This window comes from Mesorhizobium sp. RIZ17, from assembly GCF_051127865.1.
In the GTDB taxonomy this organism is placed as follows: Bacteria; Pseudomonadota; Alphaproteobacteria; order Rhizobiales; family Rhizobiaceae; genus Mesorhizobium; species Mesorhizobium humile.
In genome coordinates this window covers 3,340,995-3,365,423 of sequence record NZ_CP147861.1, presented here as the reverse complement: position 1 = coordinate 3,365,423, position 24,429 = coordinate 3,340,995, and the positions used below count along the sequence as shown (strand labels likewise).

18 protein-coding genes and 4 pseudogenes are annotated in these 24,429 nt (G+C 62.9%); 5 read left to right on the top strand and 17 right to left on the bottom strand.

The features are described from left to right. Positions 1-96 precede the first annotated feature (96 nt). The 11 genes and pseudogenes from WDX12_RS16140 to WDX12_RS16090 all read right to left on the bottom strand — a co-directional run bounded on the left by WDX12_RS16140 (position 97) and on the right by WDX12_RS16090 (position 12,811). Positions 97-309: a cold-shock protein gene (locus WDX12_RS16140; protein ID WP_027056331.1), complete on the bottom strand. Its 213-nt coding sequence runs from the start codon at positions 307-309 to the stop codon at positions 97-99. 356 nt (positions 310-665) lie between these two features. Continuing rightward, positions 666-2,318 (bottom strand): MFS transporter, encoded by a 1,653-nt coding sequence (locus WDX12_RS16135; RefSeq protein ID WP_434725524.1) that lies wholly within the window; start codon positions 2,316-2,318, stop codon positions 666-668. Between the two features lie 406 nt (positions 2,319-2,724). Continuing rightward, entirely contained in the window at positions 2,725-3,780 is a 1,056-nt protein-coding gene (fni, locus tag WDX12_RS16130) for a type 2 isopentenyl-diphosphate Delta-isomerase (protein WP_434725523.1), read from the bottom strand. A gap of 84 nt (positions 3,781-3,864) precedes the next feature. Continuing rightward, the gene (locus tag WDX12_RS16125; protein ID WP_434725522.1) at positions 3,865-4,767 is read right to left on the bottom strand and encodes a terpene synthase family protein; all 903 of its coding nucleotides are present in this window, start codon (positions 4,765-4,767) and stop codon (positions 3,865-3,867) included. Further along, positions 4,764-6,314 carry a hypothetical protein gene (locus WDX12_RS16120; protein WP_434725521.1) on the bottom strand — a complete coding sequence of 517 codons (1,551 nt, stop codon included), beginning with the start codon at positions 6,312-6,314 and terminating at the stop codon, positions 4,764-4,766. The genes WDX12_RS16125 and WDX12_RS16120 overlap by 4 nt, the downstream gene beginning before the upstream one ends. Positions 6,315-6,624: 310 nt before the next feature. Beyond that, positions 6,625-7,590, bottom strand: coding sequence for a polyprenyl synthetase family protein (locus WDX12_RS16115; protein ID WP_019856502.1), 966 nt, complete (start codon positions 7,588-7,590; stop codon positions 6,625-6,627). Positions 7,591-7,740: 150 nt separating this feature from the next. Continuing rightward, entirely contained in the window at positions 7,741-9,084 is a 1,344-nt protein-coding gene (locus tag WDX12_RS16110) for a cytochrome P450 (RefSeq protein WP_434725520.1), read from the bottom strand. Further along, a complete protein-coding gene (locus tag WDX12_RS16105) occupies positions 9,084-9,929 on the bottom strand; it encodes an SDR family oxidoreductase (protein WP_434725646.1) in 846 nt (281 codons plus the stop codon). The genes WDX12_RS16110 and WDX12_RS16105 overlap by 1 nt, the downstream gene beginning before the upstream one ends. Before the next feature lie 6 nt (positions 9,930-9,935). Next, positions 9,936-10,223 (bottom strand): annotated as a pseudogene (locus WDX12_RS16100) (ferredoxin); the annotation flags it as partial. Between the two features lies 1 nt (position 10,224). Next, the gene (locus WDX12_RS16095; protein ID WP_434725519.1) at positions 10,225-11,514 is read right to left on the bottom strand and encodes a cytochrome P450; all 1,290 of its coding nucleotides are present in this window, start codon (positions 11,512-11,514) and stop codon (positions 10,225-10,227) included. A 94-nt stretch (positions 11,515-11,608) separates the two neighbouring features. Then, positions 11,609-12,811, bottom strand: a complete 1,203-nt coding sequence (locus tag WDX12_RS16090; protein WP_172234066.1) for a cytochrome P450 — start codon at positions 12,809-12,811, stop codon at positions 11,609-11,611. A 618-nt stretch (positions 12,812-13,429) separates the two neighbouring features. On the opposite strand from WDX12_RS16090, the pseudogene WDX12_RS16085 reads away from it, so the two are divergent. After that, positions 13,430-13,937 (top strand): annotated as a pseudogene (locus WDX12_RS16085) (Tn3 family transposase); the annotation flags it as partial. 277 nt (positions 13,938-14,214) lie between these two features. Here WDX12_RS16085 and WDX12_RS16080 read toward each other — a convergent pair. The 3 genes from WDX12_RS16080 to WDX12_RS16070 all read right to left on the bottom strand — a co-directional run bounded on the left by WDX12_RS16080 (position 14,215) and on the right by WDX12_RS16070 (position 15,595). Then, complete coding sequence (locus WDX12_RS16080) at positions 14,215-14,691, bottom strand: ProQ/FINO family protein (protein WP_434725518.1); 477 nt, start codon at positions 14,689-14,691, stop codon at positions 14,215-14,217. Between the two features lie 394 nt (positions 14,692-15,085). Continuing rightward, positions 15,086-15,238 carry a hypothetical protein gene (locus WDX12_RS16075; protein ID WP_172374521.1) on the bottom strand — a complete coding sequence of 51 codons (153 nt, stop codon included), beginning with the start codon at positions 15,236-15,238 and terminating at the stop codon, positions 15,086-15,088. A 165-nt stretch (positions 15,239-15,403) separates the two neighbouring features. Next, on the bottom strand, positions 15,404-15,595 hold the full coding sequence (locus WDX12_RS16070; protein ID WP_434725517.1) for a hypothetical protein: 192 nt from the start codon (positions 15,593-15,595) through the stop codon (positions 15,404-15,406). Positions 15,596-17,330: 1,735 nt separating this feature from the next. Between WDX12_RS16070 and WDX12_RS16065 the strand changes: the two genes are divergently transcribed. The 4 genes and pseudogenes from WDX12_RS16065 (at position 17,331) to WDX12_RS16050 (ending at position 21,383) form a co-directional block, all read left to right on the top strand. Then, positions 17,331-17,576, top strand: coding sequence for a hypothetical protein (locus WDX12_RS16065; RefSeq protein ID WP_434725516.1), 246 nt, complete (start codon positions 17,331-17,333; stop codon positions 17,574-17,576). A 310-nt stretch (positions 17,577-17,886) separates the two neighbouring features. Continuing rightward, entirely contained in the window at positions 17,887-19,194 is a 1,308-nt protein-coding gene (gene ectB, locus WDX12_RS16060) for a diaminobutyrate--2-oxoglutarate transaminase (protein ID WP_434725515.1), read from the top strand. Between the two features lie 146 nt (positions 19,195-19,340). Beyond that, positions 19,341-19,583 (top strand): annotated as a pseudogene (locus WDX12_RS16055) (ectoine synthase). 324 nt (positions 19,584-19,907) lie between these two features. Further along, positions 19,908-21,383: an aspartate kinase gene (locus WDX12_RS16050; RefSeq protein ID WP_434725514.1), complete on the top strand. Its 1,476-nt coding sequence runs from the start codon at positions 19,908-19,910 to the stop codon at positions 21,381-21,383. Between the two features lie 296 nt (positions 21,384-21,679). On the opposite strand, the gene WDX12_RS16045 is transcribed toward WDX12_RS16050, so the two are convergent. The 3 genes and pseudogenes from WDX12_RS16045 to WDX12_RS16035 all read right to left on the bottom strand — a co-directional run. Continuing rightward, entirely contained in the window at positions 21,680-22,021 is a 342-nt protein-coding gene (locus WDX12_RS16045) for a transposase (RefSeq protein ID WP_434725513.1), read from the bottom strand. Positions 22,022-22,112: 91 nt separating this feature from the next. After that, positions 22,113-23,381, bottom strand: a complete 1,269-nt coding sequence (locus tag WDX12_RS16040) for an ATP-grasp domain-containing protein (protein WP_434725512.1) — start codon at positions 23,379-23,381, stop codon at positions 22,113-22,115. Between the two features lie 318 nt (positions 23,382-23,699). Further along, positions 23,700-24,089, bottom strand: a pseudogene (locus WDX12_RS16035) (ATP-binding protein); the annotation flags it as partial. Positions 24,090-24,429: the final 340 nt, after the last annotated feature.

Sequence of the window (24,429 nt, the reverse complement as noted above, 5' to 3'; positions counted from 1 at the left end):
TCTCGTATAAGAGAGTCCGTCGCGATACGCCCCGCGAATGACGATGGTACCTTCGGCTTGACTTATCCTTCGCGCTCTGCGGGTCCGACGAGAAAATCAGCCTACCTTGCTGAGACTACCTGCGGAGGACTTGCCGCTACGGCGGTCCTGCTCGATCTCGTACTTGATCTTCTGCCCATCAACGAGGTTTGAAAGTCCAGCCCGTTCTACAGCTGAAATATGGACGAAAACGTCCTGACCGCCGTCATCGGGTTGGATGAAGCCAAAACCTTTGGTGCTGTTGAACCACTTCACTGTTCCGGTCGCCATATCTGTGTATTCCTCTGTGGCCAGTGCGAACCAGACGGGCCGTGAAGCCGATCCTGTTCATATTTCGTAGAGTTAAACCCAGCAAAAACCAGAATTACCCACCTCGGGTTTGCGGCGCGAAAAGCCATTGCTCTGTTTGGGAACGCACCGAACAGGTGCCGGTGAGCTTGAGCGCAACGCGCTGCAAGACGCTCGAGTGCCGAGGAATCTCTCCGACAAGGATACGTCTGAGCCGCCCAGTATGCCGGCTCGGCAACCACCCGAATGGATCGAAGCCGATCTGCAAAACGGATGGTGAGAGCGTTGGCTCGTTTCCAACCCATCCTGTCTCACCAGCGCGGACGCCTGGACGGATGTCAACGCCGGAAAAAGAACCGCATCGATTGGTCCCGCTTGCGGCCAGCTCCAGTCGGCCGCTCGATCGCAAGCGTGGTTCGAGGAGGAAGCTCTCCCAGGTGCAATGCGAGGAGACGCTGGTCCAACTCCTTGTCGGCTGCCGTAAGGCGGTGGTTCAGACGAAGGTAGTCCATCCAGGTCGGGGTGCGGAAGGTTTCGGTCCAACGCGAAGGCTGCTGGAGGTCGCGCTGGAGATTCCAGTGTCGCGCACCAACGCCGCTTTGTACTCGCCGCCGTTCCCGCATCTGCTCCAGGAACGCTTCGACATTTGCTTCGGGTATTGAATATTCGATCTTGGCGACGATCGGCCCGCTTCGGGGCTTCAAATCCAGGGCAACCTGAGGCGTTTCGAAGCCAAGAGGAGCCTGATCGGAATCTTTCCATTGACGGATGGGCAGCAGGAAGCCGGTGCCAGCGACCAGCACCAGCGCGCCACCTGAAAGCTCCAGAGCCGAGCTCAGCGAATAGCTCTCGGCCACCGTACCCCACAGCCAGCTGCCAGCCGCGATGCCGCCGGATGAAAGGGCATAATAGATCGAGAGCGTGCGACCAACGACCCACCTTGGACTCGCCAACTGGACGCTTACGTCCAGCCCGGTCCAGGTCACGACCCAGCCCGCGCCGCCGAGCGCCAGCGCGATAGCCGCCACCGCCACCGAGGGGGTGAAAGCAAGCGATAGACAACAAGCCGCACAGGCGATGCACGACAGTGTCGTCAAACGTTCCTGGGACAGCCTCCGTCTCAGAATGTTGTTGCAGATGCCGGCGAACAAGGCGCCGGTCCCGAAGCCGGCCATCAGGATGCCGTAAACGACTGGCCCTCCCCCCAGCTGATCGCGGGCGACGAGAGGCAAGAGCGCTAGTATAGAGATGCTCGTCAGCCCAAAAAGGGCACCGCGGGCAATTGCTGCCTTGATTTCGGATGACAGGGCAGTGAAGCGCGCTCCGTCATGGATCGCCGTGGTCAATGGTTCACTCGGCAGCGGTGACGGGCGAACATGCCATTTGCAGCGCCCTATGGTCCACAGCAGCATCAGATATGTAAGCGTCGCCACTGCGAAAGCCGTCAAAGGGCCAAAGGAAGCAACGACGACGCCACCGAGAGCGGGACCGATGCTTCGGACGGCGTTATATCCGACCGAGATAAGCGTGACGGCGGCCGGAACATCGCGCTTTCGCAGGATATCGCCAACCGACGCGTGCCAGGCGGGGTCGGTGAAAGCGGCGCCTACTCCGGCCAAACAGCTGAATGCAAGAACCATCCATGGATTGAAAATTCCGAGACCTGCAAGAACAGTCAGCATCGTCGAGGACAATGCTATCACGCACCAGCCAGCGAACATGAGATTGCGGCGGCTGTAATTGTCCGCTAGGGCGCCGGCGATAATTGACAGGAGGAATGTGGGCAAGGTTGTCGAAGCCTGCACCAAGGCGACCATCACATCCGATGTCGAAATGGTCGCCATCAGCCAACTGATGGCAACCATTTGAATCAGCCACCCTAGACTGGATACCTGTGTGGCAATCCAGATCGGACGGAAAGTTGAATTCTCGAGCGGCGCGAACGTTGCCGATGACACCGGATTAACTTCTTCACGCGCCACCCCGCTCATTGGGCCGAGCCTCCCTTCGCTGCCAGTTGTATGAGATTTCTCCCCGCCCACGTGCCCATGGAGGAATGGCAGGATCAGGGCATTTTATCTGCGCAACGCAAGTTATTTTTGCCTGGCCGATGCTGTGGCAGAACCGAATGCTTCCGGTGGAGCTATCGTTCCGCTATGCGGGACGAGACCGGTTCGATCCTGTCGCTCTCGATCCCCGACCACGTTACAAGAATCGTCAGTTTGACGATCCTTGGCGTCTCCAACCAAGCCACGTCCTGGGCATCGACTTCCCTTCTGGTGATCACGAGCTCCCGCGCATTGAACCGCCTCGCCAAGGTGGATCAGTAGTCTATCTTTGGCGTAGGTATTCAGCAGCCTGCTAGGCGCCCGCCGCCACGTGCGGGCGACGCCGGCATCAACCGGCGGGCAGATGCGGCGAGGGCAACAAGCGCGCCTGACGCAACGCCGCCAGATCAGCCGAGCCGGTGCAGAAGCAGGCAACGGCCAACTGGCGGATGACGATCTCGAAATGCGCGACAACCGCCTCGGTGGACACCGTCGCCGCGCGCAGCACGCCGGCCGCCTGCCCGGCGATGTCCGCGCCCAGGCGGATGGCCTTGGCCACGTCGACGCCGTCGCGGATCCCGCCCGACGCGATCAGCTTCACAGTTGGCAGCGCCCGACGTACCGCCTGCACGCTGGCCGGGGTCGGAATCCCCCAGTCGGCGAACGCCATCGCCACTGCACGGTCGGCGGCATCGCGGGCGCGCTCGCCCTCCACCGCGGCCCAACTGGTGCCGCCGGCGCCGGCGACATCGATGACCGCCACGCCCGCCTTGACGAGCGCGCAGGCCACCGAGGCGGACAGGCCCGACCCCACTTCCTTGGCCACAATCGGCACGTCCACGCTGCGCGCGGCGCGAGCGATCTGCGCCAGGACGCCGCGCCAGTCGCGGTCGCCCTCCGGCTGTACCGCTTCCTGCAGCGCATTGAGATGGACGATGAGTCCATCGGCCTCCAGCGCATCCACCGCCCGGCGCGCCAGGTCCAGGCCGTCGGCCTCGCGCAGTTGCGCGGCGCCGATATTAGCCAGCAAGGGAATGTCTGGGGCCATGCGGCGCAGCGCGCGCGTCAGCCCCTGGGAGTTGCAGGATTGCAGGCTCACGCGCTGCGAACCGACGCACATGGCGATCCCCAAGGCTTGTGCTGCCTCGCTCAGATGCCGGTTGATGGCCTCGGCGCGTGGCACGCCGCCGGTCATGGAGCTGATCAGCAGCGGCGCGCGCATGGTCTTGCCCAGCAGCGAGGCGCGCAGGTCGATCTGCGTCAGGTCCAACTCGGGCAATGCGCAGTGTTCGAAACGGATGTACTCCCAGCCGGCGGCGACCGTGGCCGGCGCCGTTCGCCGATCCAGCACGATGTCCAGATGGTCGTCCTTGCGCCGGCTCGGGATGTTGTCGCTATCGCTCATGCTCGCTCCATCCGTCGCATCGGGGGACGGCGTTGCATCGGATCGGACCGACGGCAGCGCGCGCACGCAGCCGCATCCCGCCGTTCAGGCGGGCGCACGCTGGCCTCCCCCCGCAGCGTCGCTGCGGTAGCGGCTGGTCGAGGTCTGGTAGTACTGCGCGCGGATGGCCGCCATGGCCTCGATCAACGCTCCCCACGGCGCGGGAAAGCGTTCTTCCGCCATCACCCGGTGCAGCATGCGCGTATGGCCGGCCAACTCGTCGTTGAGGAACTCCACCACAGGCATAGCCGGATAGCGCTGCCGCAGCTGGATCGCCGCGTTGTCGGCCTCGCTGGCCGACCTGTCCTTGTCGCGTCCATGCAGATCGTTCTGCAGGCGCCCTATCGCGGAGATGAGCCGCAGGACCTGGCGAAACGCCGGACGCGCGCGCAAGGTCACCATGTCCAGCCCCCACAGCAACGACAGGCAACAGAACACGTTCGTGTAGGCGATCGAATCGATGCCGTTGTGCAGGTACTCGGCGTAGGACCAGCGTTCCGCCCCTACCGCCTGCGCGTGTCCGGCGCGGAGCGCCGCGCAGTAGCACCGGGTGTCGTCGAGAAGCCGAGCATAGTCGCGACGATCGTAGGCGAGCGCGGCCAGCGAAGCGCGCAGCACAGCGCAGCCCTCGAATCCGGGGAGCGCGCACGGCACGCCCTGCCCCAGCGCCTGCTCCACCGCGGCGAGCTCCTCCGGCGCGATCAGGCCAAGGTCGTTGCAATCGTCGAGCCAGAACAGCAGCGCCAGTTCGCGATAGAACGCCACGATCAGCGTTTCGTCCTGCGGGTCGCGGCCAGTGCGGGCGCTGGTGTCGCGCAGGCTCGGGTGGATGCGCTGCAGGATGTACTGGCCGCCTCTGACCGCTTCCACGGCATGCTCGTCGGCGAACCCTGTCAAGGAACGCCCCCACTCCAGCACCTGCTGCAGCGCGCTTTCGGTCGGGATCATGGCGCCGCTCCTGCTCCCTCGGCCAGGACGCGCCGCCCCCAACGAAGCGCCAGCCACAACCCGGCGAGTTCGGCCACGCGCACGACCCGGGTCGGGCAATACAGTTCCTTGCCGATCCACAGCGGCGTCTGCGGCAATGCACGCGCCACATGGCGGGCGAGCATCCACTCCAGCGCATGCGCCACCGCCTGCGCGATGCGCCGGCGCCCTGTCGGCTCTTCGCTCCCGTCCATGACGTGCAACGCGAACAGCGCATAGGCGGTTTCCTCAAATGAGGACGCGCGACCGGCGCCCCAGCCGCCGTCATCGCGCTGCGCCTGCAGCAGCGCCGCCAGCGCGCGCTCGTCGCGCCACTGGGGCTTGCCTTGCGCCAGCGCAGCGACCGCATGCGCGGTGGGATACAGCCACGAAACGTGCCATTTTTCGTTGTCCCATAGACCGTGCGGGTTGCGATTGGCCTCGACGTAGTAGCTGGTGCCGGCGGCGGGCTTTCCCAACAGTCGCAACGCATGCAGGGCATGGATGTTGGTCGACACCGAGGCATTGCGCTCGCCGGGGAAGGTGACGAATAGCTCGCCGATTTCGAAATCGCGCAGCGCATCGACCGGCGGGTCGCGACCTGCAAGGCGCAGGACGCACAACGCAACGGAGGTGTCGTCGGCATCGGCTGCGAAGTGCAAGGCCGGGCCCAGACCGCGCACGCCCATGCGGGCGTCGAGCTGCGCGACGATCACGCGCACGGCATCGGCGAACGCGGGATGCGCGAACAGCCCGGCCAGATGCAGGGTGTACAGCGACCAGCATGGCTCGAACACATTGATCGGCCAGACGTTGGGAACGACACCTTCGATGCCGCTGCGCGTCGCCCGCGATGCCGCCTGCAGATACGCGTCGGTGCGCCCGACCTGCGGCGTGCTCCCATGTGTTACGGCGTGCGCACGCCACGCGGCGGTGGCCGCCGGACTGATGCCAATGCTGCCGTCGTCGTCGGGGCATGCGGTGGTCGGCGACGTTCCCCAGGCTTCCCAGGAGTGCAGCAACGGATGGCCGCTCGGCAACGTCGCCACCGCCCCCAACTTGACAAGGCACGCCTGCCGCAACGGCAACAGCGCCGGGTGGCGCGGAAACCCCACGCCGCCCAGCAAGGATGCGGCCTCGCCGCACAACTGCGGCAGGATCAGCTCCGCGCCGATCGGCGCGTCCTCCGGCACCGAATGCGCGTAGGGATCGGGCTGGCGCTCGAGGAACCGGGTTGCAGCCTGGACTGCGTCGGCCGCGCCGGGAAGAGGATCGGCACGCTGCAATGTCAGCAACGCCGCCCAGGTGGGCGCATGGCGGAACAGCGGGAAGTCCGCGCTTCCCCATCCGCCATCGGCCTGTTGTTGCGCGATGAGCCACGCGTATGCGTCCTGCCGACCGGTGACGTTGCCGTGGAACTGCAGAGCTCGGGCCGTGTCGTAGACGGACGGACCGACGCTGCCGCCGTCGCTCATCTCGATCAGCAGGTGGCGCAATTCGGAAAGGATCTGTTCGGACAGCGCGTTCACGCGGTTTGTTCCTTCTGCAGACAGTTGACGGGAACCAGGATCGGGCAGACGCCGCGCACGTCGCCGCAGGTCCGTCGCGGCCCGGCGCACGGGCAGCGCCGGACGGCCGCCCTGCTCCGGCGCGGCGACGCGCCCCATGCTGGGGCCGGTCCGCCGCATAGGCTTGCGCGCAGCGCGCCGCGTACGCCGCGGCTGTGCTGAGCAACCGCTGCGATCGCCGCCGCCGACTTGGACACAGTGCAGCATGCACCGCTCACGCCGGCCGATCGATCGCAGCGGCACAGGGGCGACTCCATGCGGACGGGCGCGCTCATGCGCATGGCGCGTGCTTGAACAGATACGCGTTGGCCCGCTGCAGCATCTGCGCCAACCGTTCCGCACGCGTTCCCAGCGGGGCGATGGCCTCCCCGGCGTCGCGCAACAGATCCAGCGCCAACTGGCGCGCTGCCTGCAGCCCCATGATCGACGCACAGGTCGGTTTCTGCGCCGCCGCGTCCTTGCCGGGGGTCTTGCCCAACGTCGCGGTATCCGCTGTCGCGTCGAGAATGTCGTCGACCACCTGCAACGCCAGGCCGAAACAGGCGGAGTAGCGATCGAGCGCACAGTACAGCGCAGCGTGGGCGGCATCCTCCGCGATGGCGCATAGCGCGCCCATGCGAACGGACGCGCGCACTAGTGCTCCGCTCTTCATCCGGTGCATCGCCACGATCCTGTCCAGCTCGACGTGCTTTCCTACCAGCGACAGATCCATGGCCTGCCCGCCTGCGGCACCCTCGGCGGACACCGCCTGCGCCAGTTCGCGCACGAGCGCGATACGGTTGTCGCCCGGCGCATCCAGGCTCGCCAGGGTCAGGAAGGCGTGCGCCTGCAGCGCATCGCCGACCAGGATCGCAGTGGCTTCGCCGAACTTGACGTGCACGGTCGGAAGGCCGCGGCGAAGCACGTCATCGTCCATTGCGGGCAGGTCGTCGTGGACCAGGGTACAGGCGTGCATCATCTCGATGGCGGCGCCGACATCGTCGAGCATGTGCGCCGGCGTGTCGGCCAGTGCGCCGGTAGCCAGACAGAGCAAGGCGCGGGTGCGCTTTCCGCCATGCAAGGTGGCGTAGCGCATCGCCGCCATCAGCTCGGTCTCACCGTCGTCTTCGGCGCAGAGAAGACGCGCCAGCGCCTGTTCGACCCGCCTTGCGCCGTCCTGCATCCAGATCTCCGGCGGCAGCCTGCCGGATGCGCCACGCGCCTGCGCGTCGTCGTGTAGCGTGGAATCGGTCTGCATGTCGTTCATGTCCTTGTACCTGGCACGGCCACGGCGAGCGTCCGAGCCGCCGCGGTGTTGGCGGCGTCGCACCGAGCGCGCGCGCCAAGTGCAGCATTGCCGCGCGTCGCCGGCGCAGCTGCCTCGCCACACGGGGCATGCGATGCCAGCTCATGAGAATCCGATGCGGATTTTCATGGACGGATGTGCGGTCGGGAAATAGCGCCGACCTTTTTCGACGGCGCTCAGCAACCGCGGCCGCACCCCGGCCTTGTGCATGGTCAGTGCCAAGGCGATGCAGAACTGCACCATTTCCAGCCATACCAGGTGGTAACCGATGCAGACGTGTGGGCCGGTACCGAACTGCAGCATGTCCACCGGCCGGATCGGCTCCGTGCGTTGCAGCCACCGTGCCAGGCGGAACTGATCAGGCGCCTCGTGCAGCAGCGCAGAGGTCGAGAAATGCAGCAGCGGGATGCACAGAGGGGTGCCCGCAGGAATGCGCCGTTGGCCGAGTTGCAATTCCTGCAGCGCGCGACGCGGCAGGAGCGTGGTCGCCGGATGCACGCGCAGCGTCTCGCGGAACAGCGCCTCGGCGACCGGACACTGCGCCAGGTCCGCGTGCCGGGTCGGCACCGCGCCCACGCGTTGCGCCTCCTCGACCAGGGCGTCCCACAGCCCAGGCTGCCGCGCCAGCTCGATCACCATCCAGGCCATCGTCGAGGCGGTGGTGTCGTGGCCGGCAAGCAGCAGCAAGCGGATATTGGCGACCAGGACGTCGTCGGAAAGCGCATCGTCGCCGCGATCGAAGGCGCTCACCATGTCATTGATCAACCCAGTGCGCGCGGCATGCGCGCGCGCGTCGCGGACGAACTGGCGCAACTGCGCGTCGATCCAGTCGCGGGCGGCGCGGCCGCGCCGCAAGGGGAGTCCGGGCAGGTCGACCGGGGGCGCGACGATCAACTGCAGCAGTTGCCGGTATTTGCGATGCCATCCCGGCAAGTCCTGCGCTGGGATTCCCATGAGGCTGAAGATGAGCTTGAGCATCAGGTCGCCGGTCTCGCGCAGGATGGTCACATCGCCGCGGTCGCGCCACGCCTGCACCCGCGCCTGGATGACGGGCGCGAACAGGTTGCCGATGCCGGCTTGGGTCAGCCCCTTGGGCAGGAACGCCGCCTTGATCGCGTCGCGCGCCTGCCGGTGCGCGCCGCCGTCCTGGGCGACCAACGTTCCGCCAAGCAATTCGGGCGCGATCTCTTCGATCAGCGCCGAGGACACGTCCTTGTGCCGGAGCAATGCAAACGCATCCGGATCCACGCAGGTCATCAGGTGTCCGGCAGGGCCGAAATCCAGCCAGAAGTGGCTGCCCAGCGTCCGTTCCGCGCGCCGCAGCAGGCGCGGCAGGTCGCATACGATGGCGGGAAGATGTCCGACCAGGGGGAAAGCGCCGGGCACGACCGGGATGTCGTCCCGCAGCCGGTGCCGACGGTCCAGCGGGTTGAGCAGCATGTCCATCAGCAGCGCGGCGCCGCGGCCGCTTCGGTGGTGTCGCCGGCAGGCCGCGCGGCGCGGCTGTTGCCACCGTCGGCGTATGTCGGCACATGCGCCAGCATGCCACCGTCGATGCACAGGACCTGGCCGGTGATGAACGCAGCATCGTCGGAGAGCAGGAACGCCACCAGCGCGGCCACGTCCTCGGGGCGGCCGACGCGCTGCAGGAGCTGGTGCCGGCTCAGATGCCGTTGCATGCACTCGTCCAGCTTGGCGAGGAGACGCTCGGTCATGATGAGACCCGGCGCAACCGCGTTGCAGCGGATCTGCGCATGACCGTACTGGGTGGCGAGCGAGGCCGACAGCATGTTCATCGCCGCCTTCGACGCGGCGTAGGACGTCTGCGCGGTGTCACCGCTGAGCCCCTGGCACGACGACATGTTGACGATCGCGCCACCCCCGCGGGCGATCATTCGTGGGATGGCCTCCCGGCAGCAGAGCAGCGTGCCGCGCAGATTGGTCGCCATTGTCTGATCCCAGACCGCCAGGTCCAGGTCGAGGATCGCGCGGTCGCGCGGGGTCAGATGCATGGCGCTCGCGTTGTTCACCAGCAGGTCGACCCCACCGAAGTGCCGCTCCGCCGTCTCGAACAGCGCTGCCACCGCCTGCGCATCGGCGATGTCCATGGCCAGGGCCAGCGCGTGGCCCGCTTCGGCCGCGATCTGCGCGCTGCAGGCGATGGCCGCCGAGCCATCAATGTCGGCCACCACCACTCTGCCGCCCTCGCGCGCGATGGCGAGGGCGCATGCCTTGCCGATGCCGGCGCCGGCGCCCGTCACCACGGCCACCTTGCCTTCAAACCGTCCCACGTGTCCTCCTGGGTTGCGTTGGTCTTTCGCGGCATGCCGCTCAGCCTCCGCCGGAGAAGGCGCAGGGTCGGCGCTGGCGCGCTCGTCATCGCCAGCCTCGCTTTCGATGACCCGAATAGCGGCGACCGGGCACTGGCTGGCCGCGAGCCGCACGGCGGCGTGCAGCGCCTGCGAGACCGTCGCCACGCACACTTCCGCCACGCCGTCCGGTTCGCGCTGGCGAAAGGTGCCCGGCAGCGTCAGCACGCACTGCCCGGTGGTCCCGCACAGATCCTGATCGATCACGACGCGCATCTCAGCCCCCCTGCGCATGCAGCCGCACCGGCAGCGCGCGGAACGTCCTAAGGAACGCGGAGGGTTCCCGGGTCGGCTGCTCGGCCAATGCCAGCGTGGGGAAGCGCGCCTGGATCCGCGGCAGGCTCTCGGCCAACTGCACCCGGGCCAGTTGCGCACCGAGGCAGAAGTGGATGCCGTGGCCGAAGCTCAGCATGATCTTCCCGTCGGTCGACATGCCAGGAGTGGTGCCGTAGAACCGCGCGGGATTGAAGCGGTCGGGGTCGGCGAAGGCGTCCGGGTCGCGATTGCCGGCCGCGATCAGCACGCGCACGTCCGCGTTCTTCGGGATCACCACGCCGCCCAGTTCGATGTCGCGCTGGGCGATACGCGGAATGGAGCTGAACATGGCAGGCGCGTCGCAGCGCAGGACTTCTTCGACGAATGCCTTCACCCCCACGGCGTCTCCCTGCAGCCAGTGCCGCTGTTCGGGATACGCCAGCATCGCCAGGACCGCATGGTCGATGGTTGCAGCAGTGGTGGCGAAGCCGCCCAGCAGCATGCCCCACAGCATGCTGATCAACTCCGCATCCGACAGCGTGTCGGCATCGTCGTCGTGTACGCCGACCACCATCGACACGATGTCGTTGCAGGGACCGGTGCGCTTGCGCTGTATGAGGTCGCTAAAGTAGGCCTGCACCGTGGCGCTGGCCGCGTCCGCCGCGGCGAGCTGGGGATCGCTGGCGTGTGGGCTCAGGCCTTCCAGAATGGCGCCGATGCCGGCGGCAAGCCCGAACATGTCGTCCTGGGGCATGCCGAACAGTTCGGCGAAGACCAGCATGGGCAAGGCCAGCGCGAATTCCCAATGCAGGTCCACCGCCTCCCCGCGCTCCAGCGCGGGCGCCATGCCGTCCAAGCGCGCTGCGACGATGCGCGCGATGCTCGGCCGCAGGTTGTCGATCTGGCGCATGGTGAAATCGCGCGAGATCAGCCGGCGCAGACGCGTATGCGTCGGTGGGTCCTTCATCGCTAGCGTGGACGCCAGCAGTTTGAGTGACAGGCTGGTCGCCGCACGCGGGAAATAGCGCGCCAGTTCGCCCGGCGCCGGTCCCCGAAACGCATCGCCCGTGGCCTTGAGTGCCCAGTAGATGTCGGCGTGGCGGCTCAACAGAAAGAGGCCCGACGCCGCGCGATGCACCGGATCGTGCTCGCGCAACCACCGCATGAACGGATACGGGTCGTGGATGCACGCTGGCGACGCCAGTTCGGCGAAGGCGTCCCGGCATGCTGCCGTGGTTTCTTGCACGTCCATCTTGGTTACCTGTTGGCTGGCTGATCTGACCGGCGCGCGCTAGGCGCGCCGGCAAATTGCGGAGAAGATCACGATTCCCGGCGGCGTCCGTGCATCACCAGAGCACCGGCAACTCCTCGAACCCGCCAGTGATGATCTCCTTGCGCAACTTCAGTTCTTCGGGCGCCACGGCCAGGCGCAGCGCGGGAAAGCGCTGGAAGATCGAACCGACCACCACCTTGAGTTCCAGCCTGGCCAGCGCCATGCCGATGCAGTAGTGCGGCCCGTGCGAGAACGTCAGGTGCGGATTTTCGTCGCGTCCGATGTCGAAGGTTTCCGGGTCGTCGAAATAGCGCGGATCGAACGATGTCGCCGGCAGGCCGACGAGCACCTTGCTCTCCGCGGGAATATGCACGCCCGCGATAGTCACGTCGGTCCTCGGATAGCGCATGATGCCGTCCCAGCCCGCGCCCGGCGGGTACATGCGCAGGATTTCCTCCACCGCCTTGTCCACCAGGGATGGATCGCCGACTAGGCGTTCGCGCTGTTGCGGATGGCGGAACATGGCCAGCAGGCCGAATTCGATCTGCGCGACGGTGCTCTCGTGCCCCGCCACCAGCATGCCCGCCGCCAGGCCGATCGCCTCTTCCTCGGTCGCATTGCCCTGCTCGACCGCCGCGAGCAGATCTGTCAGCAGGTTGTCGCCCGGATCCTGGCGCTTGTCCCACATCTTGCCACGAATGTAGGCGCGCAGTTCTTCCCAGGCCAGGCGCGACGCGCTGCGAGGGCCGCTTTCATGCTGATGCGTCATCACCTCGTCGGACAGCCCGGCGAAAAAGGCGTGATCCTCGTAAGGCACGCCCATCAGCGCGCTGATGAGCATGGCCGGCAGCGGAAAGGAGAGGTGGCGCTTCAGGTCGGCGGGCTGGGGCTGGGCCGCCAGCGTCTCGAACAACTGCGCGGCGATCGCCTCGACCTGCTGCGCGAGCAGCTTCACCCTGCGGTTGCTGAAGGCAGGCGCCACGATCGTGCGTAACCGGGCATGCTCGCCCCCCTCATGCGAGACCAGCCACCCCGGCGAACCGAGAATCACCGAATCCGGGGTGAATGCCGCCGGCGGCATTCCCGCGGGCCGGAACGCCGCGTCGGACAGCGCCGCCTTGGCCTCGTCGTAGCCTGTCACCCACCAGCCTTCGTGCCCGGAGGGGAAGCGCACGCGGTGGATCGGACCGTTGGCGCGTAGCGCCAACATCTCGGGCGAGGGCTCGATGTGGTCGACGCGCCACATCGGCAGCGTCGGCAAGGGCTGTTCGGACATGGTGGCACTTCACTCTCTAGCGATGGAAGGGCGGAAGGCGCTGCGGGCAGCGAATGACGTAGGACGGCAATTGAACGTCCTGCGCGGCGTAGCCCGACTCGATTATCAAGATCGGCCAACGTGTAACTGCCTAGGCATACCGCGCGGCGAGATGCAGAACTTTATCCTGCGCCTTCGAGTTCAGGATAAGACGAGTGGTGGGCCTTTGAGTCGCAGCCGGCCATCAAGATTTCCTGCGCAAGGGTCGACAAGGGCGGCAGTCTGTTTGGGTACGGGGCGGTTTCGCCGAGGCCCCCTTGCATAGAATGCTATCTGATGCGGATTTGACATTTTGCTTTTCTTTCTCCGTTTCATCGATCGCGGTGTCATCCACGAAATGAAGGTCGGTCGGCGGCTCCCGGCTCCCAACGAAGCAGTCTCAAAACTCGTGCCAATTTGGCCGACCCAGCAGAAGAAAAACATTGTGATTACTTTTCAACGGATTAGCCTGAGGCCAGACAAGAGCTTGGCGAAATAGGCCGGTGTCGCGGACCCAACAAAGACGACAGAAGAGTGTCGGATAGGCGACACCTTCTTTGTCAGTTGTCCTGTCCTGGAATGATGGCAGGCCACCTGACCCTATTGACCCATAGGAGGTTGGCTCAGGGGTTCACCTGCTTGCTAAGGGGCGCGCTCGAGGCGGCTTGCGGGCGCGTTGCCAATGCAACACTGGCTATCCGCAACACCGCCATCTGGGGCGAAGCCGGCACGGCCTGCGCGTCGGAGTCCAAGAAGTTCGGCGCTTGTGAAATGACGGAATGGCATGTCCGCTATGGCGGTCGCGGCGTGATGACCTACTGGCATGTCGAAAAGGGCTCGACCTGCATTTTCTCGCAACTCAAGCGCTGTTCGTCTTCGGAGGTCGCCGCGATGATCAAGGGCGTGCTGCGACACTGCACCAACGTGGAGATTCAGGGCCAATATTCGACAGCGGCCATGGCCAGAGCGCCGTCGGCGCCGCTTTTTGCCGCCTGCTCGGGTTCACCTGCCGCCACGCCTGAAGGCGATCGCCCGGCAGAAGCTGGCGCCATCAGGCCTGCGCGCTGAATTGCCCAATCTGCTTCCCATTCTTTCCAACGTCATCAACTGAGAGGAGGTTGAGCAGCAGTATGGCCACAGTCAATCTGGGCCGGCATCGATCTGACTGCCATCCCGAAATATCACAGTCGCAGCGGTGGCCAGAACGACCATCGGAATAGCGTCTGGCCTTCGTTCATCCCGAAGAAGGGATGACCGACCAGTCCGTTTTTCTCGCGCGAATGCGGCAGCTCCATTGCGATCGCGGCAATTCGGATTGGCGCGGGCGCCATGTGCTCCGACCCTGAGGGCTGTCCCGGTCGGCGCGAGCTATCGCTCAGCGGCGATCAAGTCATCGGCTTTCGGAATGACCGGCGACGCTTCGTCTCAACGATTAGGCCGGTCGGGCTGTCGGCCGTATTCTTCGCCTTGAACACGGCGGTTCGCTTCGGTTTTGGTTTGGGTGGCGATTGAGGCTCTACCCTTGGCTCTGGCGTTTGCTTGCCCTTTTGTTTGTCCTTGCGGGCGCAAAGCAAAGCCTTGGCGGTCGCCGCGTCCGCATCCGAGACCACGCCGGCCGGCTTGCCATCGAGATTGACCCGTGCAGCGCCGGCATCCAGTCTCTCCAAGTATTTGGCCATCTTGGTATACGCCAGCAGGGCTCTCCTCAATTCATCATCGGACAGTTCGCCGTCGAGCACCCGAATGTCATGATGGATGCCGATCTTGGGCGGCCTGGGCGCTTTCGGATTGAACGCCGCAGGCCACTTGGCCGATAGATAGCGGAAAAGCTGTGCAGGCGATTTGCCTCGGCTACAGCTCATAAGCCTCGCCCCATTGTTTTCGTTTCCAATTCGGACCTTCCTAGCACTGATATATGCAATGATTTGGAAAAATGAGAATTCGCCCCGCAGGGCAAAGCAGCGGGCGCCTCCTCATTCGGACAGGCGAAGTGCCTGGTGGGCCGAGCAGGATCGGCGCCAATCACGCCGAGCCGTCCCGATAGAGTTCACAGCCATACATTAGGGTCGGTGGAATGCTGTTCCCCCATATCTCCGCAAGCTCATTGACCCTTGGCAGTGCATCTCAAACGCCGGCAGCGAAAAAGACTCGACGGCCCTCCGCGGAGGGCCGTCAGCGAGTAGGACCCGAAACCGTCGCGGCTCCTCTCACCCGTTCGGCCGTTCCGTCGTACCAGGGCGTCGCGTAGCGCGAAAGCTACTCAGGCGACCGTTCCGTGATCTCGGCCGGATCGACGCCGCCCTTGGACAGGAAGGCAGGCGAATGGCTGGCAAAAAGCGTTCCGCCGCAACCCGGCGTCGATCCCCAGAACCTGGCGCGGGCGCGGCGGAACTGCCGGGCGGCGGCCATTCCGGAATAGCTGCCGCCGATGACAATAGGCGCAGCGAAATTCAGAAGGTTGTGGGCGACAGGCTTCGGACTCCCATTCGATTGCCGACTCGGCTCATGCCTTGACGGGCAATATTCTGAGGATGTTTGCACATCACGTTCATGGTTGCCACCATGGAGATCGCCTCAGAAGCGGCGCCCAATCGGAAACATTAGCACCTCCGCGTTTTGGCTCGGCTGCTTGAACTCCTCGCCGGCAACTGCCTCAATTAGCAGATCCAAGGCTTCGCGCCCCCTCTGGCTCATCGGGTCATCGCCTCGCAGGTAATGATACGCTCGATCTAGATGCACTCGCGCGGCGGAAAAATCGCTTGTCATATGACCCTCTCAGTTGCCGCCCGCGTTAGCCGTCTACGAGGTGAGGGTCGCGCAATCGTCAATATCCTTAGACGTATTTGATTTAAATCGAAGATGATCCGGGAGAAACCAAACACCGGCTTGTCCTATGCGAGAGCTCCTTGATTATGTCGCCGGCGGGCCCGGTGGACTCTGCAATAGGGTTGCCAAGCGAGCCCTGCCAATGCGTCCCCAGCATCATCCATAAGCCCTCCCGAGTTTCTGGTCAGTCGAGCGATCGCACGCGCAGGCTTGCGGCGGCAATCGGCCGGGTGGCGAAGATCGTCGCGAAGGCGGATAGCAAATCGGAGGCCGATTCCCTATCGGGAGGCTCTTGTCGCCAAGTAGAGGCTGAGGAATGGCCCACAGTTAGCGGCTCGTTAATCATGCGGAGCGTAGCTAAGAAGCGTCACAGCACCTGCCCAATCACATGTGACCTTAAAGACCCGGCACCCAGATTGTGCCGAGTCTTTTTGTGTCGTTAGGGTAGCCTGATCCAATTGAGCGGGTCAGGAATAATGTCCCAGCACGGCGATCAGAAACCTTCTTAAGCCCGTACCGACTTCATAAAGCCGACGGGAGCTGCAACGACTTGACAAGGAATGCCCTGCGAGCTTGACGGTGTCAGCCCCGAACGCGCTTGTTGGTTGTGCCAGTCCCTGACCGACAGGCGGAGTGCGACATGACAACTTCTCCACATCGGAGGTAATTGTGGCGAAGTGCCTGCGCGCGAAGCGCCAGGGAGGCCGGTTAAAGAGCCGGCCCGCTTGCAGGAATCGAACTCATGGATGAGTGAGGCCTCGGCATCCTCGATGCCCGTTGCTTGGCAGGGCGCCATTATGGCTTTTCTGCGTTCTGTCTTATCGCTGTGACATTTGCCGCACAGGATGACGTTAACGACACTCTTTCCCGCGTGAGGTGAGGCGATGAGAGCAGGTTAGAGTGACGCGCGGCAGGGAGGGCAGGAGGCGATGGCAAAGGCTGAAACTCGGTAAGACGGCGCAGACCGTCACGCTCTCTTAAAGAGGCTGTTCTTCGAAGAGTATCGTCATAATCGATCCGGCGTCACGGCTCGGCCGGCTGAAGGAGAACGATGGCAATGATGCGGTTAGGAGATGGCTGGCACGATCCACGCCAGGCACCTGCACGGATCACCCCGCAAAAGTGGCGGACGGGACCTGGAATCAAGCCGACATTGCGAGATTGTCGCGGCCATGGCGGCTTCGCTGTCTGCTGTCCGCAGGGCGAAGCGCGCATCAGATGAGGGCCAGCGGCGGGTGCACCGGCGCCGGAACCGCGGGGATGACGATCACGATCTTCGCCGGCTAGGACAGCGGCACCGCGAACTCAATGTGGAGGCGCTACGCCGCTCGATCTAGCGGAGGCGCGGCGGGTCGATGCGGCCGGCCGTCAGAACCCGCGCTGCCGCTCGAGGTTGGGAGCTTCAGCTGAGAGCCTGTCCAACCGATGGCGCGCAATTCCAGATCCATATAGGGAAGCGATATTCGTTGCACGCTAGTCCCGGTCATCGCTCGAATACTGCTTGATGCGGCCTGACGGTGACCTACCGTGATCGCACCTATGTCGCCTTCGGCACCAGGATCAACGGCCAGACCGACCTCGCCACCGGCACGCTCGATGTCTGCTGAAGAAGGCGACTGCTACTCCACCCCCATAGGGGTAACACCCCCGTGATGCTCTCTCTCTCTATGCTCAAATGCTCAACACTCGCCCTCGACCGGCAGCACTTGCTTCGGCGAATTTTGGCACCGGCGTCTACACGGTGGCCGGAGTGCCTGTCCTGCTCGCCGACATCATCGACCAGCCGGAACTGGTGTTGGGCGGCCAACTGCTCATCCCCGAGGAAGGCGATGTCGTCGCCATGCTGGGCGGCCTGCTCGACGTAATGCTTACCGCGAACTGGACCATCGTGCTGCAGTGGTATGTCAATGGCGGAGACTAACCAACACCTCCTGTCGTATTTGTCGAATCCGCGACACGATGTTTTCGGCCTGGCTGCCTGCTGCACTCCGGGTCAAGTCGTTGAATAAAGCCCATAACAATATTTCTAAGGCGCCCTCGGCGCAATTGGCATCACTTTTGAGAAGTCCTCTTCGTGAAGCGACGCGAGGCGGCACCGGTGTTCGTCCAAGTTGAGCTGTGGCTCGGACCTGGGTGCGCCAATCCGGCAAGCTCCCTGGTTCGAGAGGGAATCCCATTTGCAGGCATTCCCGCCGGTCTACCTACCCAATACTCAAAATAGGGAGGCAACGATGACTGAAGAAAGTAGACCGGATCGCGAGGAGGATTTTGCGATATTCAACCATCTTGAGTCCGAAGTGCGCAGCTACGCTCGCAGCTATCCCGTCGTTTTCGCGACGGCACGAGGCGCCCAGCTGTTTGCGCGCGATGGGACAGCCTATCTCGACTTTCTCATGGGTTGCTCAAGCCTAAATTATGGACACAACCCCCCTGCACTGAAGTCCGCGCTCATAGACTACATTGCGGGTGACGGCATCACCCATGGCCTCGATCTGTATAACGAAGCCAAGGAGTCGTTTTTGCGGGAATTGGACGAGACGATTCTTAGACCGCGACAACTCGACTACGTCGTTCAGTTTCCCGGTCCAACCGGGGCTAACGCGGTCGAGGCTGCCCTCAAGTTAGCGCGCAAGATAACTGGTCGGTCCAACATCATAGCCTTCACGAACGGCTTTCATGGCCTGAGCCTTGGCGCTCTCTCCTGCACCGGCAGCCGTTTCCACCGCGCGGCCGCCGGCCAGTTGCTCGGCCCCGTCACGCGGTTACCCTATGACGGCTACTTTGGGTCCAGTGTAGACACCGCCGACTACCTTGATCACCTGCTCTCGGATCCCTCCAGCGGTGTGGACGCCCCGGCTGCGGTGATTGTCGAGACAGTTCAGGGCGAAGGCGGCCTGAATGTCGCAGGCACGGAGTGGCTACAAAACGTGGCGGCCATCGCGCGCAGACACGGAGCTCTGCTGATCGTCGATGACATTCAGGCGGGCGTTGGCCGGACCGATGCATTCTTCAGCTTCGAAGGATCGGGACTCCGTCCAGATATGGTCACAATGGCCAAATCGATATCGGGCTATGGTTTGCCTATGGCTGTGGTGCTAATTGACCGACTACTAGATGTTTGGCAGCCGGGAGAGCACACGGGCACATTCCGCGGCAACTGCCATGCTTTCGTCACCGCCCGCGCAGCCCTGGAGCACTTCTGGCGAACGGACAGTTTGGCAGCTTCCGTCAAGGAGAAAGGCAACCTGCTGAAGAGTCGCCTCGAGCAGATCGCGCGGAAGTACGACCCAAGTCGAGCATCAGCGAAGGGTCGGGGTATGATGCGGGGTATCGATCTGAAGTCCGGCGAGATTGCCAGTCGGGTCGTTAGGACCGCCTTTCAGACGGGCCTCATCGTCGAGGCCGCCGGTCCCAAAGACGAGGTCGTGAAATGCCTGCCGCCCCTTGTCATCGGGGAGAATCAACTGAGCCAAGGCCTCGACATCCTAGAGGGCGCTATCGACAGCGTGATCGGCAGCGCGGTGAACAAGGCTGCGTGAGAGGTGACTCATGATCGTCAGGGATTTCAATGAGGAGAAACTGACAGCCCGACGTGTCGAGACGTCGAGCTGGGGAAGCGTGCGGTTGCTTCTCAAGAACGATGGGACGTACATATCACTAGGATCTATCCGACGCCCGGCTCAAGATGCATTATCGGAACCACCTTGAGGCGGTCTACTGGATTTCAGGAACGGGCTCTATCGAGGCTTCCCAAGCGCATGAGGTCCATGTCGTGCGACCGGGCATCATTTAGGTGTTCGATAAATGACGCCCACCTGCTGTGTGCCGAGACCGAATTGGTGTGGCCTACATCTTTGTACCTCCGTTGGGGGGGCGCGAGGTGCATGATGAGACCGGCGCGTATCCTCTAGACTCTGAGGCGATTTGATGTCGCCACAGAGAAGGTTAGTGAGCGTCGACATTGAGAGTATTCGGCTCCTTCGCCTCTCCGCCGTCGATCGTCATGCTCGAGGCCGTGGCTTCCCCCGCGCTAGGCCATCGCCAGAGCAGGAAAGTACGACGACGCGTGGATTCGATCTACCCCCCATGGCTGGCGTTTCGGAGAACCTTCACACGGCATGGCAGCGCTGCGAGCTACGTCAGAAGGAGAAGAACGTTTGGACGTGAGCGCGCGCATGCAAGACGTATGGACGGCGCGCTGTTGCCGCGGGTTGTCAACTGACCAACCTACCTCGCCGAAAAGGATTTTGAGGTGAATCTCCTGCCCAACCGCGAGCCTAGCGCCCACACTGTCGAGAAGATCGGAGGCACGTCGATCTCCAACACCGCTGCCGTACTCAAGAACGTCCTAATCGGAGGACGCAAGGGCAGCGCACTCTACAACCGTATATTCGTCGTATCTGCTTACAGTGGAATCACCGATCTGCTCCTCGAGCACAAGAAAACTGGCAAGCCTGGCGCCTATGCGCGTTTTGAGGGCGACAGATCAAGATCGGCTTCGGTCGAAGCGATCGCAGAGGTCCATCGTGAGATGAGGAGGATCAATGCGGAAATCTTCGGCCGCTCGCCGGAAAGGCGCGTCGCCGATGATTTTGTTCGCGACCGCATCGAAGGAGTGCGCGGCTGCCTGTTGGACCTGCAGCGGCTTTGCTCAAATGGCCCCTTCAGGCTCGAAGAGCACTTGAGTACCGTGCGCGAGGTTCTCGCCGCGCAGGGCGAAGCCCACAGTTCCCACAACACGGCACTGCTCCTCAGGACACTTGGCGTGGAGGCGATCTTCGTGGACATGACAGGCTGGCGCGACGAAACTGAAATGAGTCTTGACGAGCGAATCGAGACGGCGCTATCCGCGATTGACCTCGGCAAGCAGCTGCCGATCATCACGGGCTACAGCCGATGCCCAGCTGGCCTGATGCGGCTCTATGGCCGTGGCTACACCGAGTTTACATTCGCCCGGATCGCCGTACGCACAGGCGCCAAGGAGGCAATAATCCACAAGGAGTACCATCTTTCGACAGCCGACCCCAAGATTGTCGGCATTGAACGGGTCCGCACCATCGGTCACACCAACTATGATGTCGCCGATCAGCTCTCTAATCTCGAAGTGGAGGCGATACATCCGGCTGCAGCCAAGGAGCTGTGCCATGCGAATATACCTCTGCGTTTCAAGAATACCTTCGAACCTGGGGACGAAGGAACCGTCATTACGCGCGACTACGTCTCTGACACACCGAAGGTAGAGATTATCACTGGCCTCAGAGGAGTGTATGCCCTAGAGTTTTTCGAGCAGGATATGGTGGGTGGGGACGACTATGATTCAGAGATACTGAAGAAGTTGAAAGGCTATAATGTCCGCGTCGTCACTAAGGCATCAAACGCAAATACCATCACACATTATCTAGCCGCAGCACCCGACGTAATCGCGCCCCTTGTCCAGGCTCTAGAGGATAGCTTCCCTACGGCTGATATTGTTACAAAGAAGGTGAGCGTTGTCTCGGCCATCGGAAGCGCCCTAAATCTCCACAACCTGGCGGCCATTGCTGTACAAGCGCTAGCAGATGCTTGCATAGAGGTCCTAGGCATCCACCAGCTCATGCGCAGCGTAGATATAATCTTCGTAGTTGATGAATCCCGCTTTGACGACGCTGTTAAGGCGCTTCACCGCGCTCTGATCGAAGATTCATGGCTGCCTCGTGCAGCGCAGCCTTCGTCGAGCGTGGAGCGCTAAGGCTGAGCCGATGATTGACTTGCACAGCGTCACCACAGGCATCGTGGAACCTCGTGCATGTCGCAGACTCGGTTGCGCGAAATCGCCGTGACAGCTGGGAAAACATGGGGCCTGATCGATCGCGGGATCGTCGTTTCTTACGAGAACATCTGGAGGGGTCTTGATGCGGCTGACCTTGACCGCTCCCGTCGGCCCGATCACGACGTTGCCCTCAGCGCACGGATCACCGCTGCAACCGTCTTCGAATCCGCCCCACGACCCACCGCATTGCGATGCCGTCGATCTCGAGTTCGATCTCACCAGCGTCTCGAGCCGGCTCCCGCTTTCTTGGCTGTGGCCGATTTCGCCGCAGGTTTCGGAGGCGCTGCCGTCACCACCGCCGGCACGAACATGGATTCCGATATCGCTGCCTCCCCCATCGGCCGGCGAGCAGCCCGACGCCAGGTGAACAATTGCTGCGGGGAAAGGCCATACCGGCGTCCCGCAGCACAAATCGTCTCGCCCGCCTCGTAGCTCTCCGCCACTATCCGGGCCTTCTCCTCCGGCAGCCACTCACGCCGCCGATCCGAACCAGTGAAGATCTCCAGACGGACCCAATCCTCGTCCTTGGCCTTAAGCGTAAACTCTGAAATCGTCATATGTCGAAGCCCTCGAAGCCCTCGAACATCGTCGGTTACATTCACGCGCGAAAGGTCTCCTCGCCTCGATTGTTCATAGCTCCGCCTATGCTTAGTGGGGCCAGGCAAGCAGTCCCAGACTATTCCTATCGCCAAGGGTCGGAAGTGGTATGATCGGCCAATCGATTAGGTCGACGGCACGCTGAAGTATGGCCTCGGTCCGAGCACGGTCGGGCGAAGCGGCGATGACATGTCCTATCCGGTCTCGGTCATCGCCCTTCCGGACGATCGGGGTCTCGGGTTCAACATAAAATCTGACCTCGACAACACCCGGTACGGTCGCCGCCCGACTGGCCCCCTCGATCCGATCGAGGATGCCGTCGCGATCAGGAACTAAGAACCGCGCGGCCGAAGTGTGCGAATGCCTTGCGCGCAGATCGCATTCGTCACCGATGACCAGCTTGATGTGCTCGTTGATGATATCGACACCGTAGGCCAGTTGAATCAGCCGAGGAACAGTCCAACCCGGAAGGCGCGCATTGACTTCAATTACGACTGGGCCACGCTTCGTCCATCGCAATTCAATGTTCGCTGGCCCCCAGCCAAGACCGAGAGCTCGCAAGCAGTGCAGCGAAACATCGGCAATACGCTCATGCTCCTCATCCGTCAGTGGCGCCGGAAACGCGCTCGCGCAAGGGACGAAATGCGGTGGGCGGTCGAAGACGGCGGCACCATCCGCAATGACCGCGTTTTCCATCGTAGTGGCTTCATAGAATGGGCCCTGTGCGAATTCTTCGACCAGTATCTTCGGCGAAGACCGCCAAATGTACGCATCCCCCAACAGATAGGTTGTATGCTCGGCTAACTCGTCCTTATCGCGGCACAATCGGACGCCGCTGCTGCCGCTGCCTTCCGCTGGCTTTAGAATCACCGGCAGACCGATCTCCGCGGCGCAGGTTTCTACCTCCATGGCATTCGCTGCCAATCGGTAAGCAGGCACTGGAACGCCGGCCCGCGCGAGGCACTGACGTTGAGTAAATTTGTCGCTACATCTTTCAATCGATGCGGGGTTTGGTCCCGGTAGATCGAAATGCCGGCAGAGCTTGGCAACTGTCACATTGAGTGACTCATCGCGGCCCACAAAACCAGTGATGCCAGCAACATCATAGGTCGCACGAAGCTCGGAACATACGTGCATCAGCGCATCAAAATTGTCGGTATCGACACTGACAGCCTCGATGCTTTCCTCCGCAAGATAGTCGTATTGAGCTGGATTAGCCGCCAGAGTAATTGGATAAAGTCCAAGACGCTGAGCCGCTTGAACGTAGAGTGGACCACTATTAGTATGACCTTCAACGAGGATGAGTGCTTTTCTTGGCATTTGCTGTTGACCTTTACTTGCCTGCGATGCGGTAGTCTGAACGAAAAATCGGCATCAGCTTTTCATAGGGACATATGTTTTCTATAGCGCCCGGCCCCGGACGGATACTACCCCATCAGATAGTTTGCGTACCGCTCGTGGCCTATGAAGCATCCTGCAGCCCTCACACCACCCGGCACGAAATCACTTTTCCGACGGACCGCGTAAGCATTCCTTCAATACCCTTCCCATGCCCAACGAAAGTTAAGGCTGCGCTACCTCAGTGTGCTGTGCGGATTGCTGTTGGTGCACCCTGTGCCGACATTGGGATCGACCTCTTCATTGGTTTGCGGTTCGTGGAGTTCGGATGCCGGACCTGTGCTTTTCGCGGAGTCGGTAGCTGTCGAATGATGAAGCAGGCGATCCAGGATAGCCGTCGCCGACAACAGGGGCCCCAAAGACGCTCCCTGTTCACTGGAGGTAATTAGGATCGATCCCTTTTCGTAGCGCTGTGACACGAGCTGCAAGAACAGGTGAGCGGCATTGGCCTCGAAGGGCAAATAACTCAGCTCGTCGATGATGAGCAGTTTCGGCCGCGACAGGATCGTCAACCGCTTGTCGAGCGAGCATCGCCACCGGTGTGCCCGCCGTGATGAACTGCACATTGTAGTTCTGATGGATCGCCTCGCGGCCGCCCGCGGTAAGATAAGTCTTGCCTGTTCCGCGCGGACTGGGTTCACAATTCCCATTATCAAAGTGACGAAGGCAAGAGGATTGTCCATTACGCGCAAGAGACTGCCTGACGATGGCGGTCCGCGAGTCGCCCGGCTTACGCTTTCATGCCCGCGCGACCTGCGCCGTGAGATCGATGCGTGTGTAGGCTTTTCCAAGGCGATTCACGCCGGTCAGGAGACCATCGTGCAGCGCATTCAATGTCGAACCAATCAGCCAGACCTGCTCTCCGCAGAGATCCCGCCGGCAGTTCGCTGACCTAGGATCAGGGAGCCGAAATGGCCCAGCACGATCGTCTCACGATGGATGGCGGGTTTCCAGACGACCAATGGGCTGC